17 protein-coding genes and 1 tRNA gene are annotated in these 20,126 nt (G+C 45.1%); 4 read left to right on the top strand and 14 right to left on the bottom strand.

Annotated elements, in window-relative coordinates; all coding sequences use genetic code 11:
• Positions 1-11: 11 nt before the first annotated feature.
• The 4 genes from BGK61_RS18455 to BGK61_RS18440 all read right to left on the bottom strand — a co-directional run bounded on the left by BGK61_RS18455 (position 12) and on the right by BGK61_RS18440 (position 4,894).
• Positions 12-1,418, bottom strand: a complete 1,407-nt coding sequence (locus BGK61_RS18455; protein ID WP_076011596.1) for an aldehyde dehydrogenase family protein — start codon at positions 1,416-1,418, stop codon at positions 12-14.
• 310 nt (positions 1,419-1,728) lie between these two features.
• On the bottom strand, positions 1,729-3,027 hold the full coding sequence (locus BGK61_RS18450; RefSeq protein ID WP_014997180.1) for an adenylosuccinate synthase: 1,299 nt from the start codon (positions 3,025-3,027) through the stop codon (positions 1,729-1,731).
• A gap of 436 nt (positions 3,028-3,463) precedes the next feature.
• On the bottom strand, positions 3,464-3,646 hold the full coding sequence (locus tag BGK61_RS18445) for a DUF2065 domain-containing protein (protein ID WP_014948108.1): 183 nt from the start codon (positions 3,644-3,646) through the stop codon (positions 3,464-3,466).
• Between the two features lie 69 nt (positions 3,647-3,715).
• A complete protein-coding gene (locus BGK61_RS18440) occupies positions 3,716-4,894 on the bottom strand; it encodes an aminotransferase class V-fold PLP-dependent enzyme (protein ID WP_076011595.1) in 1,179 nt (392 codons plus the stop codon).
• A 264-nt stretch (positions 4,895-5,158) separates the two neighbouring features.
• Here BGK61_RS18440 and BGK61_RS18435 point away from each other — a divergent pair, with 264 nt between their 5' ends.
• Positions 5,159-5,584, top strand: coding sequence for a hypothetical protein (locus BGK61_RS18435; protein ID WP_014997177.1), 426 nt, complete (start codon positions 5,159-5,161; stop codon positions 5,582-5,584).
• Positions 5,585-5,693: 109 nt separating this feature from the next.
• Here the strand turns inward: BGK61_RS18435 and trxA are convergent, their stop codons facing one another.
• Entirely contained in the window at positions 5,694-6,563 is an 870-nt protein-coding gene (gene trxA, locus BGK61_RS18430; RefSeq protein ID WP_076011594.1) for a thioredoxin, read from the bottom strand.
• 290 nt (positions 6,564-6,853) lie between these two features.
• On the opposite strand from trxA, the gene BGK61_RS18425 reads away from it, so the two are divergent.
• Together BGK61_RS18425 and BGK61_RS18420 are read left to right on the top strand one after the other, a co-directional pair.
• Positions 6,854-7,186: an Mpo1-like protein gene (locus BGK61_RS18425; RefSeq protein WP_014997175.1), complete on the top strand. Its 333-nt coding sequence runs from the start codon at positions 6,854-6,856 to the stop codon at positions 7,184-7,186.
• Between the two features lie 257 nt (positions 7,187-7,443).
• Positions 7,444-9,552: a S9 family peptidase gene (locus BGK61_RS18420; protein WP_076011593.1), complete on the top strand. Its 2,109-nt coding sequence runs from the start codon at positions 7,444-7,446 to the stop codon at positions 9,550-9,552.
• Between the two features lie 89 nt (positions 9,553-9,641).
• Here the strand turns inward: BGK61_RS18420 and BGK61_RS18415 are convergent, their stop codons facing one another.
• The 6 genes from BGK61_RS18415 to purE all read right to left on the bottom strand — a co-directional run bounded on the left by BGK61_RS18415 (position 9,642) and on the right by purE (position 14,042).
• Complete coding sequence (locus BGK61_RS18415; RefSeq protein ID WP_076011592.1) at positions 9,642-10,823, bottom strand: PQQ-dependent sugar dehydrogenase; 1,182 nt, start codon at positions 10,821-10,823, stop codon at positions 9,642-9,644.
• Between the two features lie 194 nt (positions 10,824-11,017).
• Positions 11,018-11,491 (bottom strand): Dps family protein, encoded by a 474-nt coding sequence (locus tag BGK61_RS18410; RefSeq protein WP_014997172.1) that lies wholly within the window; start codon positions 11,489-11,491, stop codon positions 11,018-11,020.
• Between the two features lie 188 nt (positions 11,492-11,679).
• Positions 11,680-12,213: a copper chaperone PCu(A)C gene (locus tag BGK61_RS18405; protein WP_076011591.1), complete on the bottom strand. Its 534-nt coding sequence runs from the start codon at positions 12,211-12,213 to the stop codon at positions 11,680-11,682.
• A 65-nt stretch (positions 12,214-12,278) separates the two neighbouring features.
• Positions 12,279-12,354: transfer RNA gene (locus BGK61_RS18400), tRNA-Thr, on the bottom strand.
• 60 nt (positions 12,355-12,414) lie between these two features.
• Positions 12,415-13,551: a 5-(carboxyamino)imidazole ribonucleotide synthase gene (locus BGK61_RS18395; protein WP_076011590.1), complete on the bottom strand. Its 1,137-nt coding sequence runs from the start codon at positions 13,549-13,551 to the stop codon at positions 12,415-12,417.
• Positions 13,548-14,042 carry a 5-(carboxyamino)imidazole ribonucleotide mutase gene (gene purE, locus BGK61_RS18390; protein WP_014997169.1) on the bottom strand — a complete coding sequence of 165 codons (495 nt, stop codon included), beginning with the start codon at positions 14,040-14,042 and terminating at the stop codon, positions 13,548-13,550. The genes BGK61_RS18395 and purE overlap by 4 nt, the downstream gene beginning before the upstream one ends.
• A 278-nt stretch (positions 14,043-14,320) precedes the next feature.
• Between purE and nhaA the strand changes: the two genes are divergently transcribed.
• Positions 14,321-15,595 carry a Na+/H+ antiporter NhaA gene (nhaA, locus tag BGK61_RS18385; RefSeq protein WP_076012874.1) on the top strand — a complete coding sequence of 425 codons (1,275 nt, stop codon included), beginning with the start codon at positions 14,321-14,323 and terminating at the stop codon, positions 15,593-15,595.
• Here nhaA and BGK61_RS18380 read toward each other — a convergent pair.
• From BGK61_RS18380 to BGK61_RS18370, 3 genes are all read right to left on the bottom strand, one after another.
• Positions 15,557-18,373, bottom strand: coding sequence for an ATP-binding protein (locus BGK61_RS18380; protein WP_076012873.1), 2,817 nt, complete (start codon positions 18,371-18,373; stop codon positions 15,557-15,559). The two genes, nhaA and BGK61_RS18380, sit on opposite strands and share 39 nt — an antisense overlap.
• A 22-nt stretch (positions 18,374-18,395) precedes the next feature.
• Positions 18,396-19,694 carry an amidohydrolase gene (locus BGK61_RS18375; protein ID WP_014997166.1) on the bottom strand — a complete coding sequence of 433 codons (1,299 nt, stop codon included), beginning with the start codon at positions 19,692-19,694 and terminating at the stop codon, positions 18,396-18,398.
• Between the two features lie 216 nt (positions 19,695-19,910).
• A partial coding sequence (locus tag BGK61_RS18370) for an IS3 family transposase (protein WP_157888785.1) occupies positions 19,911-20,126 on the bottom strand: 216 nt, incomplete at its 5' end.

The following is a 20,126-nucleotide window of genomic DNA, read 5'->3' as shown; positions in this document are numbered from 1 at the left end:
GAAAACTCCTGTTATAAAAACTTCTTAAGTAACGATAGCTTAAACTTAGAAAACGGTGCATAGCGAAAGAATACGTCTAGTGCAAACGAACGCTTCATCACTGTTTTAATATGGCTAAATGTATCAAAGCCAGCTTGACCATGGTAGCTTCCCATACCGCTATTTCCTACGCCGCCAAACGGCAGTTCAGGATTAGTCATAAACAACATAGTGTCGTTGGTACACACACTTCCTGAACTGGTCTTTTTGATAATATTGTCCAGAACTTCGTTCTTATCGCTAAACGCATAGAGTGCTAAAGGCTTAGGTCTGCTGTTAACAAACTTAATACCCGCCTCCATATTATCAACCGTAATGATGGGCAGTATGGGGCCAAATATTTCTTCTTTCATTAACGGGCTATCTAATGACGGCTCTAGCACAAGAGTAGGTGCCATAGCGGGGCGAGATTCGTCTACCTCACCGCCATACACTACATTTACGTTCTCAAGATAGCTTTGAAGACGTGACAGGTGACGCTGATTAACGATATTGCCGTAATCTCGTGATGACAATGGGTCTTTACTGTATTGTTTTTTCAGTTCTTTTTTAACTGCATCTATAAACTTTTGCTCAAATCCCTTTTCTACAATCACGTAGTCAGGTGCAATACAGGTTTGCCCTGCGTTCATCCATTTTCCCCACACCAATCGGCGTGCGGTTACAGAAAGATTTGTGTGTTTATCAACAAAGCACGGACTCTTCCCGCCAAGCTCAAGGGTTACTGGCGTTAAGTGTTTGGCTGCTGCACTCATGACAATTTTCCCCACCACGTCACCACCGGTGTAGAAAATATGATCCCATTTGCAGGCAAGTAGCGCCGTCGCTTCGTCTTTACCGCCTTCTACAACAGCCACACATGAGTTATCCATATATTGAGGGATAAGTTTAGCCATCAGTGAGGAGGTTTCTTCTGCCAATTCTGACGGTTTTAATACCGCGCAGTTACCCGCTGCGATGGCGGCAATATATGGCGCAAGCAGTAATTGAAGCGGATAGTTCCACGCGCCAATGATAAGTACAGTGCCGAGAGGTTCAGGCTGCTGAAAACTCTTTCCTGGCCACGCCACCATAGGTGTAGATACTTTGCGTGGTTTTGCCCACTTATCCAAATGCTTAAGCGTGTGCTTTATATCGGAAAGCAGAAAGCCTTGTTCGGCCACCATGGCCTCTGTCTTACATTTACCCAAGTCATTTTTAAGCGCCTGCAAGATGTCGTGCTGATTGTCTTTCAGTAAGGTTTCTAACGCCTTTAACTGACTTTTACGCCACTCCAGGGACTGAGTCTTCCCTGTATCGAAACTGTCATTGAGTTTGTGAACAACATCAACGAAACACACGCCCGTTTCCACTGCGTGAAGAGAAGGTCTATTTGGCATAAGAAGGCTCCGATAGCATAACGCCCACCACAACAATTCTCAGGATCACGACAATATTGTTGGTGGGCAAAGCAGCGTAATAATTTACAGATACTATCTTATATTAATAGGGATGTTCGAAGACAACGCAACTAAATTGTTAATTAATGTTTAATACGGTTGTTCGATACATGCTTTCAAAAAATTTTTTGTGCTAAGCAAAGACGCTAAACTTACAAGAGATAAGACAAGATAGAAAAGAAAGGGAAAGAGAGAAAAACAAAAAAGCCCAGTTAACACTGGGCTTTCAAATACAAGTAATATGGCGCTATTAGGCGTCGTAAGGGCTGCGCAAAACGATAGTTTCGTTTCTGTCTGGGCCTGTTGAAACGATATCAACTGGCACACCTGTTAGCTCTTCAAGACGCTTAATGTAGTTTTTCGCTGCTTGAGGAAGCGCTTCAAACTCAGTTACACCAAAGGTGTTGTCTGTCCAACCTGGCATTTCTTCATATACTGGCGTTACTTTCTCGTAACCGTCAGCCGCCATTGGTGGTACGTCTTTCACGTTGCCGTCTGCATCTTTGTAGCCAACGCAAATTTGTAGGCTTTCAAGACCGTCTAGTACGTCAAGCTTAGTTAAGCAGAACCCTGTAATAGAGTTGATTTGAACTGCACGTTTCATCGCAACTGCGTCGAACCAACCAGTACGGCGCTTACGTCCAGTGGTTGCGCCAAACTCGTGACCTTTAACACCTAAGTGTTGACCTACTTCACATTCTAGTTCTGTAGGGAAAGGGCCAGAGCCCACACGCGTGGTGTACGCTTTTACGATACCCAGTACGTAATCTAGCTTAAGCGGGCCGAAGCCAGCACCTGTTGCTACACCACCAACGGTAGTGTTAGACGACGTAACATAAGGATAAGTACCGTGGTCGATGTCTAGAAGTGTGCCTTGAGCACCTTCAAACATGATAGGTAAGCCAGCTTTATCTGCTTTATCTAGCTCGTCGGTTACATCAACAACCATTGCTTTAAGAATATCAGCAACTTCCATTGCACCTTTTAAGGTTTCATCGAAGTCTACTGCTTCTGCGCCATAGTATTGCGTAAGCGTAAAGTTATGCACATCTAGCACTTCTTTAAGCTTAGCGGCGAAGTCTTCAGCGTTAAATAAGTCGCCTACACGCAATCCGCGACGGGCTACCTTATCTTCATACGCTGGACCGATACCACGACCAGTTGTACCAATTGCCTTAGCGCCACGGGCTTTTTCGCGCGCTACGTCCAATGCAATGTGATAAGGAAGAATAAGCGGACAAGCTTCACTAATCTTTAATCGCTCGCGCACAGGAACGCCACGCTCTTCAAGCATAGTCATTTCTTTCATTAGTGCGTCTGGGCTAAGCACAACACCGTTACCAATAATACAGGTAACATTTTCGCGTAGGATGCCTGATGGGATTAAGTGAAGTACGGTTTTTTCACCGTCGATTACTAGAGTGTGACCTGCATTGTGCCCGCCTTGGTAGCGAACAACATATTTTGCGCGATCAGTGAGTAGGTCTACGACCTTGCCTTTACCCTCGTCACCCCATTGAGTGCCGAGTACCACAACGTTCTTTGCCATGAATCATATGTGTAAGAAAATTAGGCGGGGATTCTACAAAATTCTAGGGCAAGGATCATCTCTTTTTCGAACAAAAATGCGACTATTTCATTTTTATTTTTGAAATCACAAAGATGCCCCGCGACCGCTCAAGCCTATTTGAAATAAGGCTTTGTGTCTTGCTTTTCACCGCTCACTTTCTAAGGCGCTAATTTTTAAAGCTTTCTAAACATTACTTCGCGCAAAAGCTGAACAGTCGGTCTACCGCCGTTTATTGCCGCGTGCGGATATATATTTTTTTGGTATTGCTTGCCCTTGTTTGAACACTTTGCATCCAAGAAGCAATTCAAGCAAGAAAGAACGCACCGCTAATTCTTTCTTGTACCATAACAAGCACACTTTTTATTCAGCGGTAAACTCGCACTTTGCTGAACACTAAAAGCCAACGCTCTCTAACTCAACTGAAATAAAACAGCAGTAGTGCGCCTATTATCACAAGCGTTCCACCAATTTGGCGCAATTGATTGCTGGGCTGCTGGCTTATCTGAAGTAAATAATTGCGCCATTTATTCGGAAAAAGAAGCGGCCCAATTCCCTCTATAATAAGTACCAGAGCTAAAGCGGGTAATAGCCACTCCATAAAACTATCCTTAAATAAGTGTGACGTTAATATATACGCAGCAACTTGTGCCGTGATTCGGGCTCTGACTTACGCGTTTTGTGTTAATGCACTTAAATCAATATATTCAGGCGTATGATACAAGCCAAAACCAAACCTTAAACGGTTACCTCTAAAATCAGTAAGAATATGGTGTTCTTTCAGCTCTGAGGCAAGGGCTTTTGTCACGTCCGCATTGTCTAGTTCAAAGGTAAGGAAATGCCCTCTGTTCTCTTCATTGCTCACTGCTAAGTGTTTCTCGTTTAGCAATGGGTGATTGCAGGCTGCAAGCTTTTCTAGAAATGTGCGCTGCATGCTCATGACGTATTCATTAACTGTAGCTACATCAATGCCATTTTCTCCAAACATGCGAAGAACGGCTCTTAGCCTGTAAAGTGCGGTGAAGTCCATTGTCGCACCAGCGAAGCGCATGCCGTCTAAACTATATTGAACGCTGTCTTTTCCGCCAACCTTACGGGGTTTGTCTAGTTCGCCAAACTCTGCAAACCAGCCTGTATAAGCAGGTCTTAGCTCACAGCCTAGTGGAACGTGGGCAAAACACGCGCCCTCGCCTGCTTGGGCATATTTATAACTACCGGCAAGATAAAAAGCGCGGTGGGCAATATCCGCCAAATCAGTAGGCTTTGCCATAAATCCATGATAACCATCAACCACGATTAGCGTGTTGTCGTTAGTCACGCTGTTTACGATATCTGCAACATCGTTCACTACGTATCCGGAATTAAAGAATACTTGGCTAAAGAAAACCAGCTCTGGGTTGTGTTCAGCTATGGCTGATTTAAAACGAGACGCAAACGTATCATAAGGTTTAGTAGGTACGGTAATAAGCTCTATTGAGCCTTGCTCTTGTAACCTACTAGCTTGGCGCTGGAAGCTGTGGAACTCGCTGTCAGTCGACACCACTTTGTAGGGTGCTTCGCTATCGATACAGCTCATAATGCGATAAAGCAATTCGTGGGTATTTGGCGCAAATACAATTTGCTGTGGTGCTCCGGTATTCAATATATTGCTTATACGTTGCTGTAGCTCTGGCACCAATGTTTGAAAAAAGTAACCCCATTTTTCGTCTACATACTTAGCACTGTCATCCCAGTAGTTAAGCATTGCGTCGCGCGTGCAGTCTGGCCAAAAATAATGACTGTGACATGCGTAGTGCTGTTTGCCCTTATTCGCATTGAGAAAACCTGTATAAAAGTGCTGATATGCCATGCTTTGATGCCTAATATAAAAACCGCCTAAACCCTATCAAAATTCTGCATTTTTCGCATGATCCAGCACCTTTCATAAAACATTTATTTACAAATTAAGTGTAAATAGTTTTGCCCAAAACACCGTGCTTAGTGATATTTCTATTAGCGTTACACCAACGGCAAAATTTAAGAACTCTGCTATACACTATAGAGGTGGGTTATTTATATTTGCCGAGTCAGCGAGTTCCGTCTGTTCCACGCAGACAAACATTAAAGGTATTTTATGCGTTTTCCAAAATACGGAAATTATTCATTGGATGTCTCAGGTAATGTACTTGAAGTGTTTGCTACTGGGGCGTGGAACCTAAAAACTACCGAGTTTTTCATAGAAGAAATGCATGAACTTATCGCTAAGTTCGACAACAAACCGTGGGCTGCTCTAATGGACGGACGCCGCTGGGTGCTGTCCACACCTGAATGCCAAACGCGGTTGGCCGAAGCCATTAAGGTAAATATTTCGCGGGGGCTGACGCGTTCAGCTTATGTGCTAGACAGTGGAATGGTAAGACGGGCTCAGCTAGAGCGAACCCATCCTTCCAAGCACCGCGACTTTGAGTCATCTAACTACGAGCGAGACTATTTTCATAAGTACTTTGAAGCCCTTAACTGGCTACATAAGGAAGGGTTTTCACCTATTGTAACGCCATAGTGCACACTCGATTTCACCTGACGATACCAACAAGAACCTCGCGCAGCCAATTTGCCTAAGCCTGATATCGCAGGTTTAGGGCTTCTGCAGCCCCAAAGCGCTGAGGTATTTAGTACAATAGACTATAAACTTTACGGCGATATTCTGACTTAAGCGGGTCACCGTCGGGAAGCGCGTTCATCATATCCTGCATGATCTTTCTAGCATCACCAAACCCAAGCTCTTTCTTTAACACACTATAAAGTAGTTCTAGTGCGTCTTGCGCTTTATTCGCTTGCTGTAACTGTACGGCTAGGTCCACTTTAAGCTGCAAGTCATCTGGATTCGCTTCAACCGCCGCCTGGAGCTGGCGAATTTCAGGGGTATCGGCTGCTTGTTCTGCCAGTTCAACTTTGCCAACCAAACTCTTGTAACGCGAGTCTTGATCCACCAGCTTAATTTCTTCCAACAACGCTTTTGCCATATCGATAGAACCAGTCTCAACGTAGCAATCAATAAGCATATATTTAGCGTTTACATTATCTGGGTTGAGCGCTAATGCTTCTTTTGCCGCCGGCAGTGCCTCTGCATACTCACCTTGCTGAATCGCTTTACCAGCAGTGGCAAGTAAATCATCTTCTGGGTTAGGTAAGTATTTAGCCAGCATTTCGCGAATTTGCTGCTCTGGTTGTACACCAGCAAAGCCATCAACAGGCTGACCATTTTGCACCACCATTACGGTTGGCAGACTTCTAATACCAAACTGTGCAGCTACTTCTTGCTGTGCCTCGCAATCTACTTTTGCCAGGATCAAATGCTGGCTATATTCACCCGCCAGCTTTTCTAAGATAGGCATCAGGTCTTTACATGGTTCGCACCAATCAGCCCAGAAATCAATAAGCACCAGCTTTTCTTGCGATGCTTCAATAATGATTTGCTGAAAGTTTTCTACCGTAATATCAACGATGGTTGCTTGGCTATTCGCAACGAGATTTTCCATAACGCAGGCCTTTAATTGCTTATATTGTGAGGAATATGGGGCAGTCGATATAAAAATACAAGGTCAAAGGCGGTTATCTTTGGCTTCCCTGCACTTGTAGCTAAAGCCTTTCTTCATCAAGACCCACTTTTACATTCCAATTCGGTAAGCGTGTAGAAATCGATAGCAAATATTGTCATTTGTCGCGTTAACGACAATTAATTCCCACGTCAAATGTTAATTTGGTGTAAACTAACGCTATTGAACTACGCTATTTCTACAAGATACAAGATTTTGGCCGAGAGGGTTTTATGACTACACAGACAAGCGCTGACACTCATTTTGCTTCATTTAAAGAGTTCTACCCTTTCTATTTAAATGAACACAGGGATAGCACATGCCGCACGCTTCATTTTATTGGCTCTTGGCTGGTACTTGGCGTAATAGCGCTAGCAATATATACCGCTAGTTGGTCATTATTGTGGCTTATTCCTCTTGTGGGGTACGGCTTCGCTTGGGTTGGTCATTTCTTTTTTGAGAAAAACCGCCCTGCTACGTTCAAGCACCCGCTTTACAGCTTAATGGGCGATTGGGTCATGTTCAAAGATATTCTAGTGGGCAAAATCAGCCTGAAAGGTGAATAAGGATAAGCGAATACTTTTCCAATAAACCGGCTTTAGCCTTTTCTTAACACGCACCTTCAACATGTGCGTTTAACGAACAATCCTGCCCCTTTATCGCACACGGTTTACATAAAATAAACGAAAGCGATATGGTTATATTCAAAGTTAGCGGCCTGCTGAGTTGACGCTCGCTCACGGCAGCGAATACTTAACCTATCGCGCCTAGCGCACCAACAATAAAACGCGCACTGCGCAAGAACAATAAAAAAGGAACCGCCATGTTTGCGTCTCGTTTCGCCTCAAGCCCTATACGCAAAGGCTTATATGTTACTTCGACTGCATTATCGCTTTTGGTTTTAGGTATAACTCAAGCCAATGCATTGCAAGAATCTGATTCAGCTTCGGTTAGCACCAATGCGCTCACGTACGATGACACCTTTAATTTAGAGTTTGTGGCCAACCCACAGTTTATCGACAAAGATACCGTCATCTACGCGCGTCAAAGCATGGATATCATGACTGACGGTAGGCAAAGTCGACTGTGGCAGGTAAACATAAAGTCTGGTGAACACCGCCCCTTTATTGGCTTAGATGAAAACTTGTCTCAAGCGACCCTTTCGCCCAACGGCAAAATGGTGGCATACACAAAATCGGTCAATGGTCGCGCACAAATCCATCTCTATTATTTAGATACCATGCAGTCTGTGCGCTTAACCAACACTAGCGAAGCCCCTCGCCAGTTAACGTGGTCTCACGACAGCAAAACCTTAGCATTTACGCAGTTTACTGAAGAAAAGCAGAAGCCATTATTTACCGGTATGCCAAGCAAGCCTAAAGGAGCAGAGTGGGCTGACCAGGGCACATATATTGATGCGGTGCAGTATCGAGGTGACGGAAGAGGCTATTTACGCGAAGGCTTTGATCAAATCTTTGTTTTGCCTGTTGAGGGCGGCACTCCTCGTCAGCTAACCACAGGAAAATACCCTAGTGGCGGCACCCTTTCATTTTCTAAAGACAATGATTGGATTTATTTCGCTACGCCACAGCGAGAAGACTACGCATTGCACCCGTTGTTTAGCGATATTTATAAAGTAAATGTGAAAACAGCGGCCGTTGAACAAGTCACTGATATCGACGGGCCTGAAAGCTCTCCAACGTTAAGCCCTGACGGTAAATACTTGGCGTTTACTCAACTTAACGACAGAAAACTCTCTTATCAGAATGGCGACCTTGTTGTACTTGAGCTTGAAAGTGGTGACATCACCCGTTTAACAACGTCACTAGATAGAAGCTTAGGCAAGTTTGAGTGGCGCAAAGATAGCCGAGGGTTAGTTTTCTCGTATCTTGACCACGGTGAAACGAAGCTTGCTACGGTAAACTTGAAAGGTGATGTAAAACCTATCGACGTGAGCATAGGCGGTCAAGCTTTCGGGCGCCCTTACACGTCTGGTGACTTTGCCATTAGTGATAAAGGTGACATTGTTTACACCATTGCAAGTCGCACTGTACCGGGCGATCTAGCGCTTTACCGAAAAGGCAAAGACGATACACAGCTTACCGATTTAAACAGCGACGCACTAGGCCATAAGACGTTGGCAGAGGTTCAAGATCTTTCTGTAGTATCGAGCGTTGACGAGCTACCTATCGACGCATGGGTTGCATTGCCACCTGGATTTGATAGAAGCAAAAAGTATCCACTGATTTTAGAAATTCACGGCGGCCCGCATGCTGCTTATGGCCCTCATTTTGCTATGGAAATTCAACTGATGGCAGCGCAAGGTTATGTGGTGGTGTGGTCTAATCCAAGGGGCAGCAGCTCTTACGGTGAAGACTTTGGAAACTTGATCCATCATAACTACCCGTCACAAGACTTCAACGATTTGATGGACGTGGTAGACGCTGTAGTAGAACAGGGTTATGTAGATTCAGAAAACCTGTTCATTACTGGGGGTTCAGGTGGCGGTACACTCACCGCGTGGTCGATTGGTAAAACCGACCGCTTTAGCGCGGCAGTGGTGGCAAAGCCAGTGATTAACTGGATGAGCTTTTCGTTGACTGCCGACGCATACCCCTACTTTAGCAATTACTGGATGGCTGACATGCCGTGGAATATTGCCGATAAGCTCTGGCAACGCAGCCCTCTGAGCTTAGTGGGCAATGTGGTAACGCCTACTATGCTGCTAACCGGTGAAGCCGATCACCGTACGCCAATAAGTGAAACAGAACAGTATTATCAAGCGTTGAAACTACAAGGTGTCGATGCAGCGATGGTTCGAATTCCAGGGGCCTCGCACGGCATTGCAAGTCGCCCTTCTCGCTTAATACAAAAAGTAGGAAATATTGTGGCGTGGTTTGAGCGCTACAAGAAGGAAAAGGATGGCGAATAGCTATATCTAGCTAGAGCCAAATATCACAGAAACTAAAAAGGCGCCCAGCGGTAAACGAAGTGGCGCCTTTTCTCATTTTACTTATTACACTATTTGGTCAGCTTTAACACTTTACCGTTCGGTGCATCAGTCAGTAAGTAAATGGCACCTTCTGGGCCAACTTCAACATCGCGAATACGGTCGTGATTGTCACGAATATATTCGAACTGCTCACCGGGCTTTCCATCTTCTACCTTAATTCGGCGAAGATGCGTGAACTTCAATGAACCCACCAGTACATCACCGTTCCATTCTTTGAACATGTCACCTTGATAGAAGGTAAGGCCACTTGGTGCAATAGACGGATCCCAATACAACCAAGGCTGCTTCATACCATCCATATGTGTCTTATCACTGATGATGTCGCCACTATAGTCAACGCCATAGGTAATCACTGGCCAGCCGTAGTTAGCACCACGCTCAAGGATATTGATTTCATCACCACCTTTGGGGCCATGCTCCATTGCCCAAACTGCACCGGTTTGTGGGTGAACGGTCACGCCCTGCACGTTGCGGTGACCATAGCTGAATACTTCAGGCGCATTGCCGTCTATGAACGGGTTGTCTTTAACTGCGCTGCCGTCACGGTTTATACGCACAATTTTACCGAAGTGGTTGTCGGTATTCTGCGCTTCTTTCATGTACTTATAACGGTCGCCCATAGTGATATACAAATGCTTTTCAGCATCGAAAGCTAAGCGACAGCCAAAGTGAAAGCCATTGTCTACAATAGAATCGGCACTAAAGACAACGTTAACATTTTCAAGGCCCGAGTCGGTAAGCGTGGCTTTGGCGACACTACTACTGCTGCCCGGCTTACCCTCTTCCTCACTTGCTTTGCTGTAACAGAAGTAAATGGTGCTGTTGCTGGCAAAATCTGGGTCTATCGCGATGTCCAACATACCGCCTTGGTTTTGTGCAACCACTTCAGGCACATTGTTTAAGCGCCCTGATAGCTTTCCGTCTTTTGACAAACGCTGAATGCCACCGGCGCGTTCAGTAACCAGTAGGTCGCCATTGGGTAAAAATGCCATACCCCACGGATGCACCAACCCTTCGGCAAGTGTTGTTACGGTAATATCGCTGTCGGTCAGTTCGTGCGCTTCGCCATGCTTGTGATCACCGTGAGCAAGAGCAGATTGGCTCACCGTAAGCGCTAATGCACATGCCAATGATTGCGCAAGCACACTTACGGGTTTAAATGGTGTAGCTAAGATAGTTGATGGTTTCATCGCTAAGAGCCTCATTTGAAGAAGGCCTATGTTCTATGACAAAGGCTTCTAATCTTATTTTATTTATACTTGAGGGCAGTATACAAAAAAGGGCACAGCGCTGCTGTACCCTTTGTGATAGTTTCACGCACTTCTGCGATAAACACGGCTAAATTACTTAGCCTTACGCTTTTGCGTGCTTCAACGTAACTACTTTACTTTGGTAAGGTCGCACGAAGCATCCACGCCGTTTTCTCGTGAACGCGCATGCGGTCACCAATTAACGCTGCAGATGACTCGTCATCAGCGTCTTGCGCTAACTTTAACGATTCACGGCATGTTTTCACTACTTGCTCATGACCGTGAGTTAACAGTCGAACCATTTCAGTCGCTTCAGGTACACCTTCCACTTCTTCAATTGAGCTTAGTTGTGCAAAAGACTTGTACGTGCCTGGCGCAGCCACGCCAAGTGTACGAATACGTTCTGCAATTTCATCAACTGCTTCAGCAAGCTCGGTGTAATGCTCTTCAAACATCAAGTGCAGTTCACGGAACTGTGGCCCTTCTACGTTCCAATGAAAATTGTGCGTTTGAAGGTACAAAGTATAAGAGTCGGCCAATAGCTTCTTAAGGCCTTCTGCTACTGCGTTACGGTCGCTCTCAGAAATACCAATATCAATCTTGCTCATGTCACACTCCTTAACGTTAAAAACCCTTGTTAGATTTCCATACGGCCAATTCATCGGCGTTTAAAAAATCTTGGTTTGAATAATATAAGTTAATAGTACTACAGAAATTTTGATTTAGATTAACGGTTTAGTTGATTGCATTCATCGCATTAATCGATGGCTCGATTGGTGCTGCTTTTAGCGCTTAATTAGTTGTGATGATGGTGACCTTTGTCTGCCTCTTTTTTCACAGGTACCGTGACCTGAAGTTCACTTTTATCAGCAAATGTTAGGGTAAGCGCGATTTCAGTGCCCTCTTCTAAACCTTTGGTAAGCCCCATCAACATAACGTGGCGGCCTCCTGACTCGAACGACACCATTTCACCCGCCTTTATTTTAACTCCGTCGGTTAGCTCACGCATTTTCATCACGTCTTCCTCCATCACCGTCGTGTGGATTTGCGCTTCATTTGCTACATCGCCTGATACTGAAACAGACGTCAGTGTTTTATCGCTGTCACCTTGATTATGCAAAGTAAAGTACACTGCGCCAGTTTTCGCCAAAGCAAACGTTGCTCTAGCATAACCATTCATAACCATAACATCGTTGGTTTCATTGGCGTGCGATTGGTGATTTTCGTGTTTATGCTCGTGTTCGTGAGCACTGATAGACGCAGATAAACCTAAAGAAAATAAGCCAGTAGCAATAACTAATGGTTTTAGCGATTTGGAAAAAAATGACATACAGCCTGCTCCGAGTGAGTAATCGGAACTAGTGTACGTAAGATTGGCATAGGAAAAAAGAGAAATGGTGCCGACTGCCGGAATCGAACTGGCGACCTACTGATTACAAGTCAGTTGCTCTACCAACTGAGCTAAGTCGGCACACTTTAAAAACCGCTGCCTAGACAGCGGATGCGTATTCTAGCGATAAACGCGAGGGTGTCAACCTTTTAATCGCGTTGCTTCACCAACTAATTTCGGGAAGTACTCAAGTGGTAAATATTTGCTCAAAGCCATGAGCTTTTCACCTAAGTTTTCATAAGAATTAGTGGTGACGTTAATGTGTCCCATCTTGCGCTTTTCACGCACAGATTTTCCGTACCAGTGAAGATGGCTACCATCAATGCTTAGCAAATCTCTTGAGAAGCTACTGCAACCAATGATGTTGACCATTGCACTTGGGCCAATAGCGGAGGTATCGCCAAGGGGCAATCCACATACTGCGCGTAAGTGATTTTCAAACTGACTGGTTACAGCGCCTGATTGACTCCAGTGACCAGAGTTGTGCACGCGAGGAGCCAGTTCATTAACAAGCAGCTTGTCGCCTACTTGGAACAGCTCAACAGCCAGCACTCCTACGTAGTTCATGCCTTCAGCCAGTTTCACGAAGATATCGTGAGCCTGAGCTTGAAGTGCGTCGTCAACATTAGTCGCTGGTGCAACCGATACGTGAAGCTGACCTTGGTGATGGAGGTTTTCGGCAAGCGGGTAAGTTCTTACGTCACCTTTTGCGTTACGTACACCAATTAAAGAAAGCTCTCTGTCGAAAGCGACCATCTTCTCAACAACAAGAGGCACGTTTTCTAAATCTAAGCCATGAAGCGCGTTTTTAAGCTCTGGTAGTTCAGCTTCATCGCTTAAACGCCATTGCCCATAACCGTCATAGCCATCACGACTCGCTTTCAAAATTAACTTGCTACCGAGCTGTTTTAGGCAATCGTCTAACTGGGCAAGGTCGGTAACTATCATATGCTCGCAATTTGCAACCTTCATGCTTTCAAGCAATTTCTTTTCGCGTACCCGATCGGCGCCTACCAAAATACTGTCGATATTCGGCATTAGCTTATTTGTTTTTGCCGCTTCTTCAAGAAGTCTCTCAGGCACGTGCTCAAATTCAACGGTAAGGGCGTCAGCGCCTTCCAGTGCTTGAGCAAGTGAAATTTCTAGGGGGGTTTTGCTAACTGGATGTACAACGGTATCGTTGTTTACGTCCACAGCCTGAACGTCAATACCTAACGGACTTCCCGCTAAGTACATCATTTGAGCAAGTTGGCCTGCGCCGTAAACAACTACTCTCATTCATCTAGCTCCAAGGAGTTGCTTGAAGCAAGCACTGTATCGGTTTGAGATTTTCTGAAAGCGATAACGGCATCACGTACGCTTTCCTCTTGCAAAGCAACAACCTGTGCCGCGAGAAGACCCGCATTTGCTGCACCAGCCTCGCCAATGGCAAGTGTGCCTACCGCAACGCCTTTAGGCATTTGAACGATAGAAAGCAGTGAATCTAATCCGTTAAGGGCTTTTGATTTTACCGGGCAGCCAAACACGGGAAGGTGTGTGTGTGCGGCAATCATTCCAGGTAAGTGTGCTGCGCCACCTGCGCCAGCAATTATCGCGCTAAAACCTTCATCGGCAGCGCTTTCTGCAAACTCTACTAGCAAGTTAGGTGTACGGTGCGCCGACACCACCTTCGCTTCAAATTCAACACCAAACGACTTCAGCATTTTTGCGGCCTGCTGCATGGTAGGCCAGTCTGAAGTTGAACCCATTACAATCGCGACTTTTGCCATCTAGAGATCCTCGGGGTAGGTAAAGTGGACAACCTTGGAAAGGCCGCGATTGTAGCGTAAAACCGTTCAAAATCCCACCGTAAATGGCCTCTAATATGGCGCCAATGGCTAAGGGCTTTATTCTTGGCCTCTTGCCTTAGGGTGATCTATCTCTTTGAGATTAGCCGTATTAACGATAATTAATTTACGCAGAAAACTTGCCCGTTAACCCAGTTTGACGCCGGCGAAAATGCCTATATTTCGCTACGTCGACAGTCAGTGGGCTCAAGAGGTTATTGATGACAGATAAGCATGAACCCGACGTACTCGATGAGGTGATAGAAGAAGTACAAGACGTGGTATCTGACTTCTTAAATCGCGAAGCTGCTCCTGGCATTCTATTAATGTGCGCAACCGTACTTGCGCTCATCATCGCTAACTCTCCCTTAGATACGCTGTATGACCACCTAATAAGTATGCCCGTGCAAATTTCTGCGGGGTCGTGGGCTATTGATAAACCGTTGTTATTGTGGATTAACGATGGGTTAATGGCGGTGTTCTTCTTCCACGTAGGCCTAGAGCTGAAACGGGAAATCTGTGAAGGTGAGCTAGCTAACCCGAAAGACATTGTGTTACCGGCCGCGGGTGCCGTAGGTGGTATGGCATTACCTGCTTTAATTTATGTAGGCATTAACTGGGACAACCCTGTGGCGATCGCAGGCTGGGCGATCCCCGCTGCTACTGACATTGCTTTTGCTTTGGGAATCCTTGCTCTACTCGGCAGCCGCGTTCCTACCAGCCTCAAAGTTTTCTTAGTCACACTCGCTATTATTGACGACATTGGTGCTATCGTCATTATTGCTCTGTTTTACACTGAGCACATCACGGCAGGCGCGTTATACATCGCAGCGGGTTGCTTGCTATTGTTGTGGCAGATGAATAAACGCAATGTGGTAGACATTCCCCCCTATATTTTTGTAGGCATCATTTTATGGGTGGCCATGTTGAAATCTGGTGTACATGCAACGTTAGCGGGTGTTGTACTTGCTGGTTTTATCCCTATGCGGGATGAAAAAGATGAATCTTACTCGCCCGTCACTCGACTAGAACACGGCCTTAACGGTTCTGTGAGTTTCGCCATTCTGCCCCTATTTGCCTTCGCGAATGCAGGGATTAGTTTTGGCAATATTAGCCCTGAGGGTATTTTCCACCCGGTTACTTTTGGTATTTTTCTTGGCCTTGTTGTAGGTAAACAAATTGGCGTGTTTGGTTTCTGCTATCTAATGGTGAAGCTGAAACTGGCTAAACTGCCTGACGATTTAAACTTCAAGCATATTTACGGTTGTGCACTACTGTGCGGGGTTGGTTTTACAATGAGCTTATTCATTGGAGGATTGGCATTTGAACAAACAGGGATCAACCAAATTTTTGACGAACGCGTAGGTATTTTAGCCGGCTCCCTTGTATCAGCGTGTTTGGGCTATGCAGTACTGCGACTAGTCAGTGTTACGCCCAGCGACAATACCGATGTAGCCTCAAACGCTAGCAAGTTCACGGGCAATACAGTCAAATAGCACTTGTTTGCGAATAGGCTTACTCAAGTGAGCATTCATGCCTGCAGCTAAGCAGGCATTTTTGTCTTCAATGAAAGCATTGGCGGTTAAGGCAATTATTCGAATAGTGCTCTTGTTCCTGCCTTCCTTACGAATAATAGAAGAAGCGGTATGTCCGTCCATCACGGGCATTTGACAATCCATTAAAATCACATCGAAATCGTGTTTCTTCTCAGCATTAACGGCGTCCTGACCGTTTTTCGTTCGAATGCATTTGACGTTTGCTGATTTAAGCATATCCATGACAATTTCTGCATTAATGTCATTATCTTCGGCAAGCAACACCCGCAACCCTTTAGGTAACGCAGGAATAATTTCATCTGTTGCACGTTCTGTACTTTCACTGACTGTGGCTGGGATGTGAAAGGTGAAGCTTGTCCCTTTGCCCAGTTCACTTTCTACATATAGCTCGCCACCTAATAGCTCAACTAAGCCTTTAGAGATAGCCAATCCTAGCCCAGTGCCTCCGAAATTGCGCGTGGTGGAAGAATCCGCTTGCTCAAACTTTTCAAAAATAAGGTGTACTTTGTCAGGCGCTATGCCAATTCCTGTATCGGTAACCGACACTTTTAGTGCCTGATGGGCATAACTGACGTTAACCGACACACTTCCTTCGCTTGTGAATTTTATCGCATTGCTAAGAAGGTTATTGATCACCTGACTAATTTTGCCTGCATCGACATTGAGGGCTTTAGGTACACCTTGTTCAACATGAAGCGTAATGTCGAACCCTTTTATTTGAGCTGCGTGCCGATAGAGTTCACAAGAGGCATCTAGCAACTCACGAATGGCACAGCTTTGAATATCGGTAAGCATTTTACCCGATTCAATCTTCGACCAATCTAAGATACTGTCCAGGATGATAAGTAAATTGCTAGCAGAGCGTGAAATTGTTTTGGCTCTAGCCGAAACATTTTCCGGCAACTCATTCTCGAGCATCAATTCACATGAGCCAATAATGCCGTTCATTGGCGTTCTAATCTCGTGACTCATGTTAGCGAGAAACTGCGTTTTCGCCACATTCGCGGCTTCCGCTTCTTTAAGCGCTAACGCAAGGTGCTCGGTTTTCTCTTCTATGCGCTTTTCCAAAGACTGATTCAATTCCCCTAGTTCGACATTCAGGCTTTGCTCTACTTCTCTTGCTACCTTTAGCTCTTCAAATGCATCGAGCAATCGGGCTTCTAAACTCACGAACTCATCGCTTAGCGACGAGAGCTCTTGAATGTGCAGTGCCCTTTGTGGAGCTTTAACACCTTCTTTTTGTGTGGGGTCGAATTCGGAAATATAGTGAACAAGGCGACGAATAGGCGCGCCGACCATTTTTGCAACTACGTACCCGGTGAATGTTCCAAAAGCAGATAATGCCAATAGCAGCAGTAAGTCTTTTAGCAAGTAATTACTCATTGATGCCATTAACAGTCGTTTGTCGAAGTAATAGCTGACTTTCCAGCTAGCAAAAGGCATATCTTTCGCTAACCTCAACCATGTTTTCCCCTCTGGCCCGTTCTCCACCTCAACAGCACAATCAGGTTCACAAATATAAAACGGTGCTTTCGTTAGTGGCTTCATTTCTAAGGCTTTCGAGGCGTATATAACTTCTCCTTTTTGATCCTCAATAAGCATCAAAAAGCCGCCCAAGCTAAGCTTATCAATAGCGGAAAAACTCTTTAATGATAGAGAACCTTCAACGATACCTTTTGGCGTGCCGTCGCCATCTGTAATAGGAGCAGACAAGGCTACAATGGGATCGTTACCAAAACCGCGGCCTTGAAATACGTTTGAGAGAAAAGGTTTGCCTGACTGCATTACTTCAAAGAAATAAGGTCTATAAGCCACATTCGGTAGACCGTTTTGTCTTGCTTTGTCTAGCAAACTAGGTGGATAAGCATGGGTTATATCGCCGTTATCATCGGCAATAAGGAAGGTCAGAAATTCTGGATTATGTGATGCCAACACCCGCAAATTTGTCATCGCTGCATTATCGAAATCGCTGTTTGATACCTCGCTAGATAACACTTGCGCTGCACTGATAATGGCACTTTGATGTTGCTGAATAAAATTTGAAAGCTGGAACTCCAGCACATTCACGCGTTGCGCCATGTAACTGTAAATTTGTCTTTCTTGCTGTTGTTGAAACAGGCTCACCGATAAGTAAATCACCGCCATGGAGGCAACAAAGAAACAGCCAGAGAAAAAGTAACCAAATAGGAAGTGTAGCGTAACTCGCTCAGACTTATGAGACGTTTGGCGTTTTAGCCCGTGTATTGCCAAATAGGCAAAATGCCCTATTATCAGCCCGAATACGCCGCTAACCCACGTCACCAACACGCCGGAAAAAAGCATGTTGACGTTATCGCCATCATAAAGAGAATGCTCTAAAACGAGAATGGGCAGAAAGACAATAGACCAAAAACCTGCGCCTACTTTTATCACCTGTTTAAGCGACTTGTTATAGCCAAAAAAGCTAAGTACGACAGGCAGCAGAGTAAGGCTTTCCTTTCCAACAATACTTCCGTCGTTTAGCCACAAGGGAAGGCTAACAATTAGCGCAATAGGAATGGAAATAAAAGGAGAAAACCGAAGTGAAGCGTAGACTGCCGCACCTATACCAAATGTAGCTATCCCTGTGCTATCAAAGGGTGGGTTGAGAGCATTAAGACCCGCACCTAACACACATACAAGCAGTGCTTGAAGGGCCAGAGACCATGAAAAAGAAAATGAAATACTGCCTATTTTCAACGCATGTCTCCGGCCATCACTTTTAGTGTTGAGCCATGTAATCTAGGGTAAAGTTTGTAAGAAGCTTCACACCTAACTTCATGCCTTCATCATCAACATAAAATTCAGGCGTATGATGCGCTGGGCTATCTTCTTCAGACACGTCCAATGGCTTGCCGCCTACCCAAACATACAAACCTGGAATTTGCTCTTGGAAAAATGAAAAGTCTTCCGCGCCTGTCACAGGTTTAGAAAGCAGTGTATTTTCAACGCCTGCTGTACGCTGCATAGTGGGCAGCATGGCTTTCGTTAACTCTGGATCGTTGTACGTAATGGGGTAATAGTAATCTAGCGGTAAAGTAAGCTCTGCCTCGGCGCCCATGCTTTCTGCAATGGCCTTCACTTTACGCGGCAGTGACTCGTAAATGTGATCACGAGCGGCTTTATTTAGCGTGCGAATTGTACCAACCATTTCCACTTCATTTGGAATGATGTTAGAACGGTTGCCGCCGTGAATAGAGCCAATAGACACCACTGCCGCGTCATCAATCAACTTTAATTCGCGACTAACGATGGTCTGAATCGACATGATCATTTGTGCTGCGGTCACAACCGGGTCGACACTTTTCCATGGGTAAGCACCGTGCGCTTGTTTGCCATGAATAACAATTTTAAACGGATCTACTGCGGCCATGGTGCCACCAGCGTTATAACGTACTTTACCTACATCTGTATTGGCATTGATATGTAAGCCAAAAATGGCATCAACATCAGGGTTCTTTAGAACGCCTTCAGCTACCATGACTTCTGCACCGCCTTTCTCTCCCGCTGGCGCGCCCTCTTCTGCAGGCTGGAAGATAAACTTCACTTTACCTTTCAACTCACCTTTTATTTCGGTAAGAATTTTTGCAGCGCCCATAAGCATTGCCATGTGAGTATCATGACCACAAGCATGCATAACCGGCACTTCTTTTCCGTTGTATTCGCCTATTTGCGTTGAGCGGTATGCCAAGTCATTTTGCTCTTTGACAGGAAGGCCGTCCATGTCTGCACGCAGCGCAACCACAGGACCCGGCTTACCTGAGTCTAAAATTGCAACCACACCGGTTTTTGCAACACCGGTTTGCACCTCTAGCCCTAGATTTCTAAGGTAGTCAGCAACATATTCAGCGGTTTTGAACTCGCGATTTGATAGTTCAGGAAATTCATGAAAATGATGACGCCATTTAATTACATCAGGTTCTACTTTGTTGGCTAATTCATCAACATTGATTTGAGCAGCATTAGCAGCAGACACAGAGGCCAGCCCTGCAAATGCAAGTGACAGCAATTTCTGGTACATAACAATTATTTCCTTTGGTGTTTTTAGACAGAGTAAATCATCTCAAGGGAGAACACACCACTGAACTAACGATTGCTGATAAAAATCAATAAGCAAACGAAAATACCCCATTCACAAGCTAGTGGATATTAGACGGAAGTATAAGAAAGGAGGATTATTAGCGCTGACAACAAAAAAGGCGCCATTTGAAGTGACCCCATTAAGTTGGACTCATTTCTAAGCGGCAACCAAGGCCTGATTTCGATATTGTATCGGACTCAGGCCTTTTAGTTTTAGCTTAATGCGTTCGTTGTTGTAGTAATCAATATATTCTTTGATGTTTTCAATGAGCTCATTCGCATCTTTGAACGTTTCATTGTGATACATCTCAGTTTTTAATATGCCGAAGAAGTTCTCTGCAACGGCATTGTCTAAACAGTTTCCTTTCCTAGA

The organism is Alteromonas abrolhosensis (genome assembly GCF_001953635.1).
In the GTDB taxonomy this organism is placed as follows: Bacteria; Pseudomonadota; Gammaproteobacteria; order Enterobacterales; family Alteromonadaceae; genus Alteromonas; species Alteromonas abrolhosensis.
Note: the sequence above shows the minus strand (reverse complement) of the source record. Positions and strands in the feature narration are given on the sequence as shown.